The organism is Isoptericola jiangsuensis (assembly GCF_048320105.1).
GTDB classification, from domain to species: Bacteria; Actinomycetota; Actinomycetes; order Actinomycetales; family Cellulomonadaceae; genus Isoptericola; species Isoptericola jiangsuensis_A.
Genome location: NZ_CP182942.1, coordinates 708,372 through 724,348, shown reverse-complemented (window position 1 = coordinate 724,348; position 15,977 = coordinate 708,372). Strand labels below are relative to the sequence as shown.

Genomic DNA, 15,977 nt, shown 5'->3' with positions numbered 1-15,977 from the left:
GCGGACCTGCCCGCGGCGTCGTCAGCCGGCGTCGAGGATCATGCAGGTCAGTCGGGCCGTGGCGATGCGTCGGCCGTCGTCGTCCACCACGACGATCTCGTAGGCCGCGGTCGAGCGTCCGCGGTGGATCGCGGTCGCCGTGCCGTGCACGTGGCCGTCGCGCAGCCCCCGGTGGTGGGTGATGTTGAGCTCGATGCCCACCGCGTTGCGACCCGTACCGGCGTGGACCTGTGCAGCCACCGAGCCGAGCGTCTCGGCCAGAGCGGCGGTCGCCCCGCCGTGCAGGAGACCTGCGGGCTGGGTGTTCCCCGCGACCGGCATGCTGCCGCTCGTGCTGTCCGCCGTGACGGCCGTCAGCTCGATCCCGGTCCGTTCCAGGAGCGTCCCGGAGGCGGCGTGGCGCCAGTCGTCGACGGTGCGGGGGCGGCTCGGCGTGGTGTCGGTCATGCGGGATAGGTTGGCACCCGTGACCACCACAGCGCGAACCGAGCACAGCCCTGCCGCACGACCCCGGCTCCTGCTCGTCGACGGACACTCGATGGCCTACCGGGCGTTCTACGCCCTGCCGGACACCCTCGTGACCACCAGCGGGCAGGTCACCAACGCCGTGTACGGGTTCACCTCGATGCTGACGAACCTGCTCCGTGACGAGGCGCCGACGCACGTCGCCGTCGCCTTCGACGCCGGGCGGGTCACGTTCCGCACCGAGCGCTACGCCGAGTACAAGGCGACCCGCGCGTCGACGCCGGACATCTTCCGCAGCCAGGTCCCGCTGATCAAGGAGGTGCTCGAGGCCCTGCGCGTGCCGGCGATCCAGCGCGACGGCATCGAGGCGGACGACATCCTGGCGACCCTGGCCCGTCAGGGCTCCGAGGCGGGCATGGACGTGCTGGTCTGCTCCGGCGACCGTGACTCGTTGCAGCTCGTCACCGACGACGTCACCGTGCTCTACCCGAAGAAGGGCGTCTCGGAGCTGGCGCGGATGACACCGCAGGCCGTGGTGGAGAAGTACAAGGTGCGCCCGGAACGGTACCCCGACCTGGCCGCGCTGGTGGGCGAGACGAGCGACAACCTGCCGGGGGTCCCCGGCGTCGGCCCGGGTGTGGCGGCGAAGTGGATCGACCAGTTCGGCGACCTGGACGCGTTGCTGGAACGGCGGGACGAGGTCACCGGCAAGCGCGGCGAGGCCCTGCGCGAGCACGCCCCCCAGGTGCGGCTGAACCGGGAGCTCAACGCCCTGCTCACCGACGTCGAGCTCCCGCTCGCGGTCACCGACCTGGCGGTGGCGGGCTTCGACCGCGAGGCGCTCCACCGGGTCTCGGACACCCTGCAGTTCGGCACGCTGCGCGACCGGCTCCTCGCCGTCGACCCGGCCGGCGCCCCCGTCGAGGAGGGAGCCGGGGAGGGTCTGCGCGTCACCGTGCACACCGACCCGTTGGCCGACTGGCTCGCCGGGGTCACCGGACGCATCGGCCTGGACGTCACCGGCACGCCGCGCCCCGGGGTCGGTGACGCCTGGCAGGTGGCGCTCTGCGGTCCGAGCGTCGACGGCGCCGCCGTCGGCGTCGTGGTCGACCTGGCCGAGATGAGCGACGACGACGAGCGGACGCTGAGCACCTGGTTGGCGGACCCTGCGGCCCCGAAGGTCGTGCACGGGGCCAAGGCGGCGTCGCACATGCTCTCGCCGCGGGGGCACGAGCTCGCCGGCGTCGTCTTCGACACCGAGCTGGCCGCCTACCTGTGCTACCCGGACCAGCGGGGCTACGAGCTCGGCGACCTGGTGGTGCGCCATCTCGGGCGGGAGCTGGAGGTCGCCGACGACGGCGCGCAGGGCTCGCTCGACCTCGAGCTGACGGCGGACGTGCCGGGCGCCGAGGCGGTGGCACGGGCCGCGGGTGTGGCGGACCTCGCCGACGCGCTCGACGGCCACCTGGCCGACCGCGGGGCACGGAGCCTGCTCGACGACGTCGAGCTGCCGCTGTCGGGCGTGCTGGCGCGCATGGAGGCGACGGGGATCGCCGCCGACACGCAGTTCCTGACGGACCTCGAGAAGCACTTCGCCGACGCGGTGGCACGCTCGGCGGCCGAGGCCTACGCGGTCATCGAGCGCGAGGTCAACCTCGGCAGCCCGAAGCAGCTGCAGGAGGTCCTCTTCGACCAGCTCGGCATGCCGAAGACGAAGAAGATCAAGACCGGCTACACGACCGACGCGGCGTCGCTGCAGGACCTCTTCGCCAAGACCGAGCACCCGTTCCTGGCCCACCTGCTGGCGCACCGCGACGCCGCCAAGCTGCGCACCACCGTCGAGGGCCTGCTCAAGGCGGTGCAGCCCGACGGACGCATCCGCACGACGTTCCAGCAGACCATCGCCGCCACCGGCCGGTTGAGCTCGACCGACCCGAACCTGCAGAACATCCCGATCCGCACCGAGGCGGGTCGGCGGATCCGGCGGGCCTTCCGGGTCGGTGACGGGTACGCCGAGCTGCTCACCGCGGACTACAGCCAGATCGAGATGCGGATCATGGCCCACCTGTCGGGCGACGAGGGGCTCATCGCCGCGTTCCGGTCGGGGGAGGACCTGCACCGGTACGTCGGCTCACGCGTGTTCGACGTCGACCCGGCGGACGTGACGCCCGAGATGCGGGCCAAGGTCAAGGCGATGAGCTACGGGCTGGCCTACGGTCTGAGCGCCTTCGGCCTGTCCCAGCAGCTCGGGATCGCCACGGGCGAGGCCCAGGGGCTGATGGACGACTACTTCACCCGGTTCGGCGGCGTACGGGACTACCTGACCGGCGTGGTCGAGGAGGCGCGGTCCACCGGGTACACCGCGACGATCCTCGGACGCCGTCGCTACCTGCCGGACCTGACGAGCGACAACCGCCAGCGCCGCCAGATGGCCGAGCGGATGGCGCTCAACGCACCGATCCAGGGCAGCGCCGCGGACATCATCAAGCTCGCGATGCTCGGGGTGCAGCGCGACCTGGACGACCGGGGCCTGCGCTCGCGCCTGCTGCTGCAGGTCCACGACGAGCTCGTCGTGGAGGTGGTCGAGGGGGAGCGGGACGTCGTCGAGCAGGTGCTGCGCACCCAGATGGGTGCCGCGGTCGCGCTCGACGTGCCGCTCGACGTCTCGGTCGGGTCGGGGGAGACCTGGCACGACGCCGGGCACTGACCGACGCCGCCCGGCACCCGCCGGTGGCGCCCGCTCAGTCCTTGGTCGTGACGAACACGGCGGTACCCGGCAGCTTGGCGCCGCGCAGCGGTCCCCATCCTCCCCACACCTGGGTGTTCCAGGTCGGCCACTGCGGCTCGACGACGTCGCGGAGGCGGAGGCCCGCCCCGGCGATCTCGCGGACGTGGTCGCCCAGGGTGCGGTGGTACTCGGCGTACTCGACCCGCCCGGACGCGTCGCGCTCGACGTAGGGGCGCCGGTCGAAGTAGGAGCGGTGGGCCGTGAGCCCGCGCGTCCCGGGGTCGTCGGGGAACCCCCAGCGCACGGGGTGCGTCACCGAGAAGACCCACCGCCCGCCGGGGCGCAGCACGCGGGCGGCCTCGGCGTGCACCCGCTGCGCGTCGGGGACGAACGGGATCGCGCCGTAGGAGCTGAAGACGACGTCGAAGGTGCCGTCGGCGAACGGCAGCTCGCGGGCGTCCGCCTCGACCACGGGCACACGGACGCCGGACCTGCGGTCCAGCGTGGTCGCGGCGGTGAGCATCGCGTGGGCGACGTCGCACGCGACGACCCGTGCCCCGCGCCCCTGCAGCCAGCGCGAGCAGTGCGCGGCCCCGGCTCCGACCTCCAGGACGTCGGAGCCCCGGACGGGGCCCAGGAGCCCGGCCTCGGCCTCGGTCAGGCCCTCCGGTCCCCACCGGAAGCCTGCGTCCCCGAGGAACGCGCCGTGCTCGTCGAGGTACTCCTGGGCATGGGCGTCCCACCAGGTGCGGGCGGCGGTCCCGCCCTCGTCGTGGGGGACGTGGTGGTATCCGGAGCGCTCGTCGGTGGTCACGTCCACATCGTGTCACCCGTCACCTGGACGACACGTGGTGCCGCTAGCCTCGGGCTCGCGGGAACGTATCGACCGAGGAGGACACGTGCGCGTAGGACTGTTGACCGGTGGCGGGGACGTACCGGGCCTGAACGCGGCGATCCGCGCCGTCGTCAAGCGGGCCGAGGGCGAGCACGGGCACACGGTGGTCGGGTTCCGGCACGGCTGGCGCGGGCTCGTCGACGGTGACGTCATGCCTCTGACGCGACCGCACATCCGCAACGTGCTGCCCACCGGGGGCACGCTCCTCGGCACGGCGCGCTACCACCCGCACGCGGACGACGGCGGCCTGGACGCGGTGCTGGCGACGCTCGAGCAGGAGCGCATCGAGGCTCTCATCTGCATCGGCGGGGACGGCACGCTGCACGCCGCCAGCAAGGTCGCCGAGGCGGGGGTGCGGATCGTCGCGATCCCCAAGACCATCGACAACGACGTGTGGGGCACCGACCGGTCGATCGGGTTCGACACCGCGGTGACCATCGCGACCGAGGCGGTGGACCGGATCCACACGACCGCCGAGTCGCACAACCGCGTGATGATCATCGAGGTGATGGGCCGTCACGCTGGTTGGATCGCCGCGTCGGCGGGCATCGCCGGCGGTGCCGAGCTGGTGCTCGCCCCCGAGGAGCCGTTCGACATCGACCGGATCGTGCGGTTCCTGCGCCATCGCCACCGCGCCCACGCCAGCTTCTCGATCATCGTCGTCGCCGAGGGTGCTGTCCCGGCCGAGGGCACCTCGATGACGTACCGCACCCAGCTGGGCAAGTTCGGGGAGATCGTCGCCGGCGCGATCGGTGAGCGTCTGGGCGCGGAGATCGGCGAGCGCACCGGCTTCGACACCCGCGTGACGGTGCTCGGTCACGTCCAGCGCGGCGGGACGCCGACACCGGCCGACCGCATCCTGGGTTCGCGGTTCGGGGTGGCGGCCGTCGACGCGGTGACCGCTGGGCAGTCGGCCGTGATGACGGCGCTGGTCGGGGACGAGGTGGTGCTCGTGCCGCTCGCGGAGATCGCGGGCAGGGTGAAGACCGTGCCGATGGACCTGCTCGGGGTGGCGGGGGCCCTCGCCTGAGCACGGGTCGCGCCCGCGGGCACCAGGTGATCGGTGGGGGATCGGGTGCGGGGGGCCGGGTGACGGGGATCTCCTGGCGTGGCGCGCCGGCGCGTTGACCCTCCTCGGCGACGCCGATAAGATGGTCCGCGGTGCAGTGGGCCTGTGCGCCCGCCGGATCCGGCGTCGAGACCTGGTCGTCGCGACGTGCTGTCGTCAAGACTCGCTCGTCCAGACCTCGTCCCGGCCGTTCCTGCAGCCGCACGATACACCCGCACCATGACCCTGTACGCACTACGTCCTGTCCGCATCGGAGCAACTACTCAATGACCATCTCCACCACGAAGTCCGCCCCTCAGGTCGCCGTCAACGACATCGGCACCGAAGAGGACTTCCTTGCCGCCGTCGACGCCACCATCAAGTACTTCAACGATGGTGACATCGTCGAAGGCACGATCGTCAAGGTCGACCGCGACGAGGTCCTCCTCGACATCGGCTACAAGACGGAGGGCGTGATCCCGTCTCGTGAGCTCTCCATCAAGCACGACGTCGACCCGGGCGAGGTCGTCGCCGTCGGTGACGCCGTCGAGGCTCTCGTCCTCCAGAAGGAGGACAAGGAGGGGCGTCTGATCCTGTCCAAGAAGCGCGCACAGTACGAGCGCGCCTGGGGCACGATCGAGAAGATCAAGGAGGAGGACGGCGTCGTCACCGGCACCGTCATCGAGGTCGTCAAGGGCGGCCTCATCCTCGACATCGGCCTGCGTGGCTTCCTCCCCGCCTCGCTGGTGGAGATGCGCCGCGTCCGCGACCTCGCGCCGTACGTCGGCAAGGAGATCGAGGCCAAGATCATCGAGCTCGACAAGAACCGCAACAACGTGGTCCTGTCGCGCCGCGCCTGGCTCGAGCAGACCCAGTCCGAGGTGCGCTCCACCTTCCTGCAGACCCTGCAGAAGGGCCAGGTGCGCCCGGGTGTCGTGTCCTCGATCGTCAACTTCGGTGCGTTCGTCGACCTGGGCGGCGTGGACGGCCTCGTGCACGTCTCCGAGCTGTCCTGGAAGCACATCGACCACCCGTCCGAGGTCGTCGAGGTCGGTCAGGAGGTCACCGTCGAGGTTCTCGACGTCGACTTCGACCGCGAGCGCGTCTCCCTGTCGCTGAAGGCGACGCAGGAGGACCCGTGGCAGACCTTCGCCCGCACGCACGCCATCGGCCAGGTCGTGCCCGGCAAGGTCACCAAGCTCGTCCCGTTCGGCGCGTTCGTGCGCGTCGAGGACGGCATCGAGGGTCTCGTGCACATCTCGGAGCTGGCCGTGCGCCACGTCGAGCTGCCCGAGCAGGTCGTCACCGTGGGTGCCGAGGTCTTCGTCAAGGTCATCGACATCGACCTCGAGCGTCGTCGGATCTCGCTGTCGCTCAAGCAGGCCAACGAGGGCATGGACCCGGAGTCCGAGGACTTCGACCCCGCGCTCTACGGCATGGCTGCCGAGTACGACGAGAACGGCGAGTACAAGTACCCGGAGGGCTTCGACCCCGAGACCAACGAGTGGCTCGAGGGCTTCGAGACCCAGCGCGAGTCCTGGGAGGCGGAGTACGCCCAGGCGCACTCCCGCTGGGAGTCGCACCGCGAGCAGGTGCGTGCGGCCCTGTCGGCCGACGCCGACGCCGCAGCGGGCGACGTCGTCTCCGGCGGCAGCAGCTCCAGCTCCGGCTCGAGCTCGTCGTACTCCTCGGCGCCCGCGCCGCAGGAGGACGCCGGTGGCACGCTGGCTTCGGACGAGGCGCTCGCCGCGCTTCGTGAGAAGCTGACCGGCAACTGATCCGGACGTCGGCGGGTACGTCCCGCCGGCGACGCCAGGAGGCCCGTCACCCCTCGGGGTGGCGGGCCTTCGCCGTGCTCGACGACGGCGGCGCGCGGGGCGGCCGCGGCCGCGTCGTGGCGTCCCGGTGGCCCGCCGTGCAGGATGGGGGCATGTTCCGTATCGGCCTGACAGGTGGTATCGCGTCCGGGAAGTCCGTGGCCGCTCGGCGGTTCGGGGAGCGGGGGGCGGTGGTGCTGGACCACGACGTCCTCGCTCGCGAGGTGGTGGCCCCCGGCACTGTGGGCCTGGAGCAGGTGGTCGAGGCGTTCGGGAGATCCGTGCTGCTCGCCGACGGCAGCCTCGACCGGCCCGCTCTGGGGCGACGGGTTTTCGGCGACGACGACGCCCGGGCCCGCCTCGAGGGGATCATCCACCCCGAGGTCCGGCGGCTGTCCGCCGAGCGTGAGGCTGCGGCCGCAGCGGCGGTGCCGGACGCCGTGGTCGTCCACGACATCCCGCTGCTGGTGGAGACCGGGCAGGTGGGCGGCTTTCATCTCCTCGTCGTGGTGCACGCACCGGCGGACCTCCGCGTCCGGCGGCTCGTGCAGGGTCGTGACCTCGCCCCCGAGGACGCCCGCGCTCGCCTGCGGGCCCAGGCGAGCGACGACGAGCGGCTGCAGGTGGCGGACGTCGTGCTCGACGGCAGCGGCAGCGTGGCCGATCTGAACCGTCAGGTCGACGATCTGTGGGTGCGGGTCCGTCAGGAGGTCGCCGAGGAGCTCGCCGCCGACGAGCTGGAGGGCTGACCTCACCCGGTGGGGCCGCTGTCGGTGGGGCGACGTACCGTGGTGCCATGCGACCTGTGACCGACCTGCAGCGGACCGTGGCCCCGTTCGAGGTGGTCTCGGAGTTCCGGCCGAGCGGCGACCAGCCCGGCGCGATCGAGGCGCTCTCGGGAAGGATCCGCGCCGGCGAGAAGGACGTCGTGCTGCTGGGTGCGACCGGCACGGGCAAGAGCGCGACGACGGCCTGGCTGATCGAGCAGCTCCAGCGCCCGACGCTCGTCATGGCCCCGAACAAGACGCTCGCGGCACAGCTCGCCACCGAGTTCCGCGAGCTGCTGCCCAACAACGCGGTGGAGTACTTCGTCTCCTACTACGACTACTACCAGCCCGAGGCGTACATCGCGCAGACGGACACCTACATCGAGAAGGACTCGTCGATCAACGACGAGGTCGAGCGGCTGCGCCACTCCGCGACGTCGTCCCTGCTGACCCGTCGCGACACCGTCGTCGTGGCGTCGGTGTCCTGCATCTACGGGCTGGGCACGCCGCAGGAGTACGTGGACCGCATGGTGCGCCTCGACGTCGGCGACGTCGTCGACCGCGACGACCTGCTGCGCCGTTTCGTGCAGATGCAGTACACGCGCAACGACATGTCCTTCACCCGCGGCACGTTCCGGGTGCGTGGCGACACGGTCGAGATCATCCCGGTGTACGAGGAGCTCGCCGTGCGCATCGAGATGTTCGGCGACGAGATCGAGGCGATCCAGACGCTCCACCCGCTCACCGGTGAGGTGCTGCGCAGCGAGCAGAGCGTGTACCTGTTCCCGGCGACCCACTACGTCGCCGGCCCGGAGCGGATGGAGCGCGCGATCTCGGGGATCGAGGCCGAGCTCGAGGAGCGGCTCGCCGACCTGGAGCGGCAGAACAAGCTCCTGGAGGCCCAGCGCCTGCGCATGCGCACCACCTACGACATCGAGATGATGCGCACGATCGGCACGTGCAACGGCATCGAGAACTACTCGCGGCACGTCGACGGCCGGGCGGCGGGCACGGCGCCGAACACCCTGCTGGACTACTTCCCCGAGGACTTCCTGCTGGTGATCGACGAGTCGCACGTCACCGTCCCGCAGATCGGTGCGATGTTCGAGGGCGACATGTCCCGCAAGCGGTCCCTGGTCGACCACGGCTTCCGCCTGCCGAGCGCCATGGACAACCGTCCGTTGCGGTGGGAGGAGTTCGTCGAGCGCATCGGTCAGACGGTCTACCTCTCGGCGACGCCCGGCGACTACGAGATGTCGATGTCCGACGGCGTGGTCGAGCAGATCATCCGACCCACCGGTCTCGTCGACCCCGAGGTCGTGGTCAAGCCCACCACGGGGCAGATCGACGACCTGCTGGGGGAGATCCGCGACCGGGTGGACCGGGACGAACGCGTGCTCGTGACCACCCTGACGAAGAAGATGGCCGAGGACCTCACCGACTACCTGCTCGGCAAGGACGTGCGGGTGCGGTACCTGCACTCCGAGGTCGACACGCTGCGCCGGGTCGAGCTCCTGCGCGAGCTGCGGATGGGGGAGTACGACGTCCTGGTCGGCATCAACCTGCTGCGCGAGGGCCTCGACCTGCCCGAGGTCTCGCTGGTGGCGATCCTCGACGCGGACAAGGAGGGCTTCCTGCGGTCCGAGCGCTCGCTCATCCAGACCATCGGTCGCGCGGCGCGCAACGTCACCGGTCAGGTGCACATGTACGCCGACAAGATCACCCCGGCCATGCGCTTCGCCCTGGACGAGACGGACCGCCGGCGGGCGAGGCAGCAGGAGTACAACCGGGAGCGGGGCATCGACCCGCAGCCCCTGCGCAAGCGCATCGCCGACGTCACGGACATGCTCGCGCGCGAGGACATCGACACCGCGGAGCTGCTCGCCGGCGGGTACCGCAAGGCGACGGGGGAGTCCGGGCGGTCGAAGGCCCCCGTGCCGGGCTCGCCCAAGGAGGCCTCGACGTCGGGCAACCGGTTGGCCGGGCTGGCCGCGGGCGAGCTCGCCGAGCTCATCCAGGAGCTCAGCGACCAGATGCACGCCGCCGCCGCCGAGCTGCAGTTCGAGGTGGCGGCCCGGCTCCGGGACGAGATCGGCGGGCTCAAGAAGGAGCTGCGGCAGATGCAGGCGGCGACCGCCTGAGGTCCGTGGAGTTCACCCGCGCCTACCCTCGGTGCCGTATGCTGGCACCTCGTTGAAGGGGAGTATTCCTCTCGCGGTGACGTCGTCATCACGGCCCGCACGGATGTGGGCCCGGCGTCATCGGCCTCGCTGGCGACCGACCACCACCGGTGGGGTGCCGCGCGGCGGAAGAGACCTTCGGTCACAATGCTGCGTACCGGAGGACCTTCATGGATGTCGCCCCGTGGATCTGGATCGTCACGATCGTCGTCATCGTGGCGATGCTCGCCGTCGACTACGTCGGGCACGTGCGCACCCCGCACGCTCCCACCCTCAAGGAGTCGGCCATCTGGTCGGCGGCCTACGTCGCCGTGGCCGTCGTGTTCGGGTTCATCGTCCTGGCCGTGTGGGGCGGGACGTACGGCGGTGAGTACTTCGCCGGCTACATCACCGAGAAGTCGCTGAGCGTCGACAACCTGTTCGTCTTCGTGCTCATCATGACGAGCTTCCGCGTCCCCCGCGAGCACCAGCAGCGCGTGCTGCTCATCGGCATCACCATCGCGCTGGTGCTGCGGACGATCTTCATCTTCGTCGGTGCCGCCCTCATCGAGAACTGGGCGTGGATCTTCTACATCTTCGGGGCGTTCCTGATCTGGACCGCGATCTCCCAGGCGCGTGCCGGGACCGGTCACGAGGAGGAGTACTCCGAGAACGGCATCCTGCGACTGACCCGCAAGATCTTCCCCACCACGGACGACTACGTCGAGCACCACATGGTCACGAAGATCGACGGCAAGCGCTACATCACCCCGATGCTCATCGTCATGATCGCCATCGGCAGCGCGGACCTGCTGTTCGCCGTCGACTCGATACCGGCGATCTTCGGCCTGACGCAGGAGACCTACCTGGTCTTCACGGCCAACGCGTTCTCGCTGCTCGGCCTGCGCCAGCTCTACTTCCTCGTGGACGGCCTGCTGGACCGCCTCGTGTACCTGAACTACGGTCTGGCCGCGATCCTCGGCTTCATCGGGATCAAGCTCGTCATCCACGCGCTGCACACCAACGAGGTGCCGTTCATCAACGGAGGTGAGCACGTCGAGGCGATCCCCGAGATCTCCACGATGGTGTCGCTGAGCTTCATCGTCGTGGTGCTGACGATCACGACGCTGGCATCGTTGGCCAAGACCCGCCACGACAAGAAGGTCGCCGAGTCGACCGGTTCGGAGAGTGCATGACCCACGAGCTGCCCTTCTGGTTCGAGGCGGCGTCGCTCGCCGTCATGGGCGTGGTGCTGGTCGTCGACCTCCTCATCGTCGGTCGGCGGCCGCACGTCCCCTCGATGAAGGAGGCCGGCACGTGGGTGGCGTTCTACGTGGGACTGGCCGTCGTGTACGGCCTGGTCGTGTGGATGGTCGGCGGCATCCAGCCCGCGGGTGAGTTCTACGCGGGCTGGCTCACCGAGTACTCCCTGAGCATCGACAACCTGTTCGTCTTCGTCATCATCATGAGCAGGTTCGCCGTCCCGCGCGAGCACCAGCAGAAGGTGCTCATGGTCGGCATCATCATCGCCCTGGTGCTGCGGGCGGGCTTCATCCTGGCAGGAGCGGCGCTCATCGAGCAGTTCACCTGGATCTTCTACTTCTTCGGCGCGTTCCTCGTGTACACCGCGATCAAGCTGGTGGCGGGGGACGACGAGGAGGAGGAGTTCAAGGAGAACATCGCGATCCGGGCGCTGCGCCGTGTCCTGCCCGTCAGCGACGGGTACGACGGCGCCAAGGTGCGCACGGTCGTCGACGGGCGCCGGCTGTGGACCCCGATGCTCGTGGTGTTCGTGGCCATCGGCACCACGGACCTGCTCTTCGCCCTCGACTCGATCCCGGCGATCTTCGGCCTCACGCAGGACCCGTTCATCGTGTTCGCGACCAACCTCTTCGCCCTCATGGGGCTGCGCCAGCTCTACTTCCTGCTGGGAGGTCTGCTGGAGCGGCTCGTGTACCTGCCCATGGCGCTCGCGGTGATCCTGGGCTTCATCGGGGTCAAGCTCGTGCTCGAGGCGATGGCGGAGAACTCGCTGCCGTTCATCAACGGCGGCGAGCCCATCGGCTGGGCGCCGCACATCCCGGTCTGGGCGTCGTTGGCCGTCATCGTCGGTTCGTTGGCGGTCGGCACGGTCGCGAGCCTGCTCGCCACCCGGGGCCGTGACGGAGCGGGCGCCCGGACGGCCGGCGGTGACGTGGCCGAGGACCACGCCGCCGACGGTCGCGACTGAGGTCGGTCAGTCCAGGGAGCCGATCACGGGCACCCATTCGCGCGCGGTGCACGCCTCGATCAGTCCGGCGACCTGGAACGGATCGTCCTGCAGGGTCCGCAGCGCGTCGTCGGCGTCGTCGGCGCGCAGGATCAGCAGCGCCCCGGCGCGGTGGTCGGACGAGGCGGGCAGCGGTCCGGAGACGACGACGGTCCCCGCCTCGTGCAGCCGGCCCAGGTACGCGCGGTGCTCCGGGCGGGTCTCGTCGAGCCGTTCGGGGGCGTCGGCATAGGTGTAGGTGACAGCGATGAAGGCCATGCCTCATCCAAGCACGGCAGCCCCGGGAACCGTGCGGGTCGGCCGTCGAGCTCGCCTGGACGGGAGAGGCGGTGCCGGCCCCGCTACTCTCCCCTCAACCGACCCGACGGACACAGGAGCACCGATGACGACGACCGGATCAGCGAAGCAGACCTCGACGACCGCCGCGGCGTGGGTCGCCGTCGTCGCGGTCCCCGTGATGTTCGTCATCGGGCTGGGGGGTGCCTACGTGATCGAGGGCCTCGTCGCTCCCGACCTGATGGGCGACGACCGCTCCTTCCTGGCGGACCTGCTGGGAGCGATCCTGATCATCGTGCTGGTCCTCGTCCCCGGGATGCTGGCGTGGCGGCTCGGCGGGCGTGCGCTGCGGCAGGGTGACCAGCGCGGCGGGGTGCCGCGGGTCGTGGGGCCCGCCCTGGCGGCGGTGGCGGTCCTGTTCGTCGTCGTGCAGATGATCGTGAACGCCGCGTCCGGCTCGTACTGACCCTCTGCCGCCCGGCCGGGCCGCGGCGCTGAGGCTGTCGGCGTCGACCACCTGTCGGGTCGCGTGAGGCCGACCAGGTGTGAGATGGAACGCCTGTACGAATGTCGGAGGCGGCAACTACCATGACGCGGTGAGCAATCGTCTCGTCGTCTCGGGTGCCCGAGAGCACAACCTGCGCAACGTCGACCTCGACCTGCCGCGTGATCGACTGATCGTCTTCACGGGCCTGTCGGGGTCGGGCAAGTCGTCGCTCGCCTTCGACACGATCTTCGCCGAGGGGCAGCGACGGTACGTCGAGTCGCTGTCGGCCTACGCGCGCCAGTTCCTCGGTCAGATGGACAAGCCCGACGTCGACTTCATCGAGGGTCTGAGCCCGGCGGTGTCGATCGACCAGAAGTCGACCAACCGCAACCCGCGCTCGACGGTCGGCACGATCACCGAGGTGTACGACTACCTGCGTCTGCTCTTCGCACGGGCGGGCACGCAGCACTGCCCGGTGTGCGGTGAGAAGGTGCAGGCGCAGACCCCGCAGCAGATCGTCGACAAGATCCTCGAGCTGCCCGAGGGCACCCGGTACCAGGTGCTCGCGCCGGTGGTCCGGGGACGCAAGGGCGAGTACGCCGAGCTCTTCTCGGACCTGCAGTCGCAGGGCTTCGCCCGGGCGCGGGTGGACGGCGAGGTCGTCCAGCTCGCGTCCCCGCCGGTGCTGGAGAAGAAGCTCAAGCACGACATCGAGGTGGTGGTGGACCGCCTCGTCGCGCGCGACGGCGTGCAGCGGCGGCTCACGGACTCGGTGGAGACGTCGCTGGGTCTGGCCGGTGGCCTGGTGATGATCGAGCTGGTGGACGTCGGGGACGACTCCGACGAGCCGCGGGTCCGCAAGTTCTCCGAGAAGCGTTCCTGCCCCAACGACCACCCGCTGAGCCTCGACGAGATCGAGCCGCGGACCTTTTCGTTCAACGCCCCCTACGGCGCGTGCCCGGAGTGCACCGGGATCGGCTTCCGTCTGGAGGTCGACCCCGACCTCGTCGTCCCGGACGTCGAGCGGACCTTGCGCGAGGGCGCCGTCGCACCGTGGGCGCAGACGTCCTCGGAGTACTTCGAGCGGGTCCTGACTGCGCTCGCCGAGGAGATGAAGTTCTCCATGGACGTGCCGTGGCGTGCGCTGCCGCAGCGAGCCCGCGACGCCGTGCTGCACGGTCGCAACCACGAGGTCCACGTGCGCTACCGCAACCGGTGGGGTCGCGAACGGCAGTACTCCACGGGGTTCGAGGGCGCGATCACGTTCATCGAGCGCCGGCACACCGAGACGGAGTCGGACTGGTCGAAGGACCGCTACGAGGCGTTCATGCGCGAGATCCCGTGCCCGGCGTGCTCGGGCGCGCGGCTCAAGCCGGAGGTCCTGGCCGTCAAGGTCGGCAGCAAGTCCATCTGGGACGTGTGCCGGCTGCCCATCGGCGAGGCCAAGGAGTACCTCGACGCGCTGGAGCTCGGCACGCGCGAGGCCGCCATCGCCGGCGAGGTCCTCAAGGAGATCCACGCCCGGCTGGGGTTCCTGCTGGACGTCGGCCTGCACTACCTGACCCTGGAGCGTGCGGCCGCCACGCTGTCCGGCGGGGAGGCACAGCGCATCCGGCTGGCCACGCAGATCGGCTCCGGTCTGGTCGGGGTGCTGTACGTGCTGGACGAGCCGAGCATCGGGCTGCACCAGCGGGACAACCGGCGGCTCATCGACACGCTCACCCGCCTGCGGGACATGGGCAACACCTTGATCGTCGTCGAGCACGACGAGGACACGATCAAGGCGGCGGACTGGATCGTGGACGTCGGTCCGGGCGCTGGTGAGCACGGGGGCCAGGTCGTGCACTCCGGCGACTACGCCGGTCTGCTGGCGTCGGAGGACTCCATGACCGGCGCCTACCTCTCGGGCCGACGGCGCATCGCCCTGCCCGCCGCTCGGCGTGGCGTCGACCCGGCCAGGATGCTGACCGTCGTCGGCGCCCGAGAGAACAACCTGCGCGACGTCGACGTCTCCTTCCCGCTCGGGGTCCTCACCGCCGTCACGGGGGTGTCCGGGTCGGGCAAGTCCACCCTGGTCAACTCGATCCTGCACACGGTGCTGGCCAACGAGCTCAACGGGGCGCGCCAGGTGGCAGGGCGGCACACGCGCGTGACGGGCACCGAGCACCTCGACAAGGTCGTGCACGTCGACCAGGGGCCGATCGGACGGACCCCGCGGTCCAACCCCGCCACGTACACGGGGGTGTGGGACCGGATCCGCAAGATCTTCGCCGAGACCGAGGAGGCCAAGGTCCGCGGTTACGGCCCGGGCCGGTTCTCCTTCAACGTCAAGGGCGGGCGCTGCGAGGCGTGCTCCGGCGACGGCACCCTGAAGATCGAGATGAACTTCCTGCCCGACGTCTACGTGCCCTGCGAGGTCTGCCACGGCGCGCGGTACAACCGCGAGACCCTGGAGGTGCACTTCAAGGGCAGGACGGTCGCCGACGTCCTGGACATGCCCATCGAGGAGGCGGCGGAGTTCTTCGCGGCGTTCCCCGCCATCTCGCGCTACCTGACCACGCTGGTGGAGGTCGGCCTCGGCTACGTGCGCCTCGGCCAGCCGGCACCCACGCTCTCGGGGGGCGAGGCGCAGCGCGTGAAGCTCGCCAGCGAGCTGCAGAAGCGGTCGACCGGTCGCACGGTGTACGTCCTGGACGAACCCACCACGGGCCTGCACTTCGAGGACATCCGCAAGCTTCTCGGCGTGCTGCAGTCCCTGGCGGACAAGGGCAACAGCGTGCTGGTCATCGAGCACAACCTGGACGTGATCAAGTCCGCAGACTGGATCATCGACATGGGCCCCGAGGGCGGGTCTGGCGGCGGCACCGTCGTCGCGGAGGGGACGCCGGAGCACGTGGCGACCGTGGCCGCCAGCCACACCGGTCGCTACCTCTCCGAGGTCCTCGACGGCGACGTCCCGGTCGACCCGCCGGTCGCGGCGGCCGCCCCGGCCAAGCCGGCAGGTCGGCGTCGCAGCACGTCCAAGGCGCGCGCCACCAAGCACGACGCCGCCTGAGGCCCTAGCGT

The 15,977-nt window shown here is 70.4% G+C and carries 12 protein-coding genes; 9 read left to right on the top strand and 3 right to left on the bottom strand.

Going from position 1 to position 15,977, the window contains the following annotated elements; translation table 11 throughout:
- Nucleotides 1-21 precede the first annotated feature (21 nt).
- Nucleotides 22-447, bottom strand: coding sequence for a hotdog fold thioesterase (locus tag ACNHYB_RS03390; protein ID WP_418276975.1), 426 nt, complete (start codon nt 445-447; stop codon nt 22-24).
- Here ACNHYB_RS03390 and polA point away from each other — a divergent pair.
- Nucleotides 446-3,172 (top strand): DNA polymerase I, encoded by a 2,727-nt coding sequence (gene polA / locus ACNHYB_RS03385; RefSeq protein WP_418276974.1) that lies wholly within the window; start codon nt 446-448, stop codon nt 3,170-3,172. The two genes, ACNHYB_RS03390 and polA, sit on opposite strands and share 2 nt — an antisense overlap.
- Nucleotides 3,173-3,206: 34 nt before the next feature.
- Here polA and ACNHYB_RS03380 read toward each other — a convergent pair whose 3' ends face one another.
- On the bottom strand, nt 3,207-4,007 hold the full coding sequence (locus ACNHYB_RS03380; RefSeq protein ID WP_418276973.1) for a class I SAM-dependent methyltransferase: 801 nt from the start codon (nt 4,005-4,007) through the stop codon (nt 3,207-3,209).
- 85 nt (nt 4,008-4,092) lie between these two features.
- Here ACNHYB_RS03380 and ACNHYB_RS03375 point away from each other — a divergent pair, with 85 nt between their 5' ends.
- From ACNHYB_RS03375 to ACNHYB_RS03350, 6 genes are all read left to right on the top strand, one after another.
- Nucleotides 4,093-5,118 carry a 6-phosphofructokinase gene (locus tag ACNHYB_RS03375; RefSeq protein ID WP_418276972.1) on the top strand — a complete coding sequence of 342 codons (1,026 nt, stop codon included), beginning with the start codon at nt 4,093-4,095 and terminating at the stop codon, nt 5,116-5,118.
- A 305-nt stretch (nt 5,119-5,423) separates the two neighbouring features.
- Nucleotides 5,424-6,914, top strand: a complete 1,491-nt coding sequence (gene rpsA / locus ACNHYB_RS03370) for a 30S ribosomal protein S1 (RefSeq protein ID WP_418276971.1) — start codon at nt 5,424-5,426, stop codon at nt 6,912-6,914.
- A gap of 152 nt (nt 6,915-7,066) precedes the next feature.
- Nucleotides 7,067-7,702, top strand: coding sequence for a dephospho-CoA kinase (gene coaE, locus ACNHYB_RS03365; protein WP_418276970.1), 636 nt, complete (start codon nt 7,067-7,069; stop codon nt 7,700-7,702).
- A 47-nt stretch (nt 7,703-7,749) separates the two neighbouring features.
- A complete protein-coding gene (gene uvrB / locus ACNHYB_RS03360) occupies nt 7,750-9,861 on the top strand; it encodes an excinuclease ABC subunit UvrB (protein WP_418276969.1) in 2,112 nt (703 codons plus the stop codon).
- 209 nt (nt 9,862-10,070) lie between these two features.
- Entirely contained in the window at nt 10,071-11,075 is a 1,005-nt protein-coding gene (locus ACNHYB_RS03355) for a TerC family protein (RefSeq protein ID WP_418276968.1), read from the top strand.
- Nucleotides 11,072-12,109, top strand: a complete 1,038-nt coding sequence (locus tag ACNHYB_RS03350; RefSeq protein ID WP_418276967.1) for a TerC family protein — start codon at nt 11,072-11,074, stop codon at nt 12,107-12,109. Before ACNHYB_RS03355 ends, ACNHYB_RS03350 begins: the two co-directional genes overlap by 4 nt.
- Before the next feature lie 6 nt (nt 12,110-12,115).
- Here the strand turns inward: ACNHYB_RS03350 and ACNHYB_RS03345 are convergent, their stop codons facing one another.
- Complete coding sequence (locus ACNHYB_RS03345; RefSeq protein ID WP_418276966.1) at nt 12,116-12,406, bottom strand: YciI family protein; 291 nt, start codon at nt 12,404-12,406, stop codon at nt 12,116-12,118.
- A 124-nt stretch (nt 12,407-12,530) separates the two neighbouring features.
- Here ACNHYB_RS03345 and ACNHYB_RS03340 point away from each other — a divergent pair, with 124 nt between their 5' ends.
- Nucleotides 12,531-12,890 carry a hypothetical protein gene (locus ACNHYB_RS03340; RefSeq protein WP_418276965.1) on the top strand — a complete coding sequence of 120 codons (360 nt, stop codon included), beginning with the start codon at nt 12,531-12,533 and terminating at the stop codon, nt 12,888-12,890.
- A 130-nt stretch (nt 12,891-13,020) separates the two neighbouring features.
- Entirely contained in the window at nt 13,021-15,966 is a 2,946-nt protein-coding gene (uvrA, locus tag ACNHYB_RS03335) for an excinuclease ABC subunit UvrA (RefSeq protein WP_418276964.1), read from the top strand.
- The last annotated feature ends 11 nt before the right edge of the window (nt 15,967-15,977 follow it).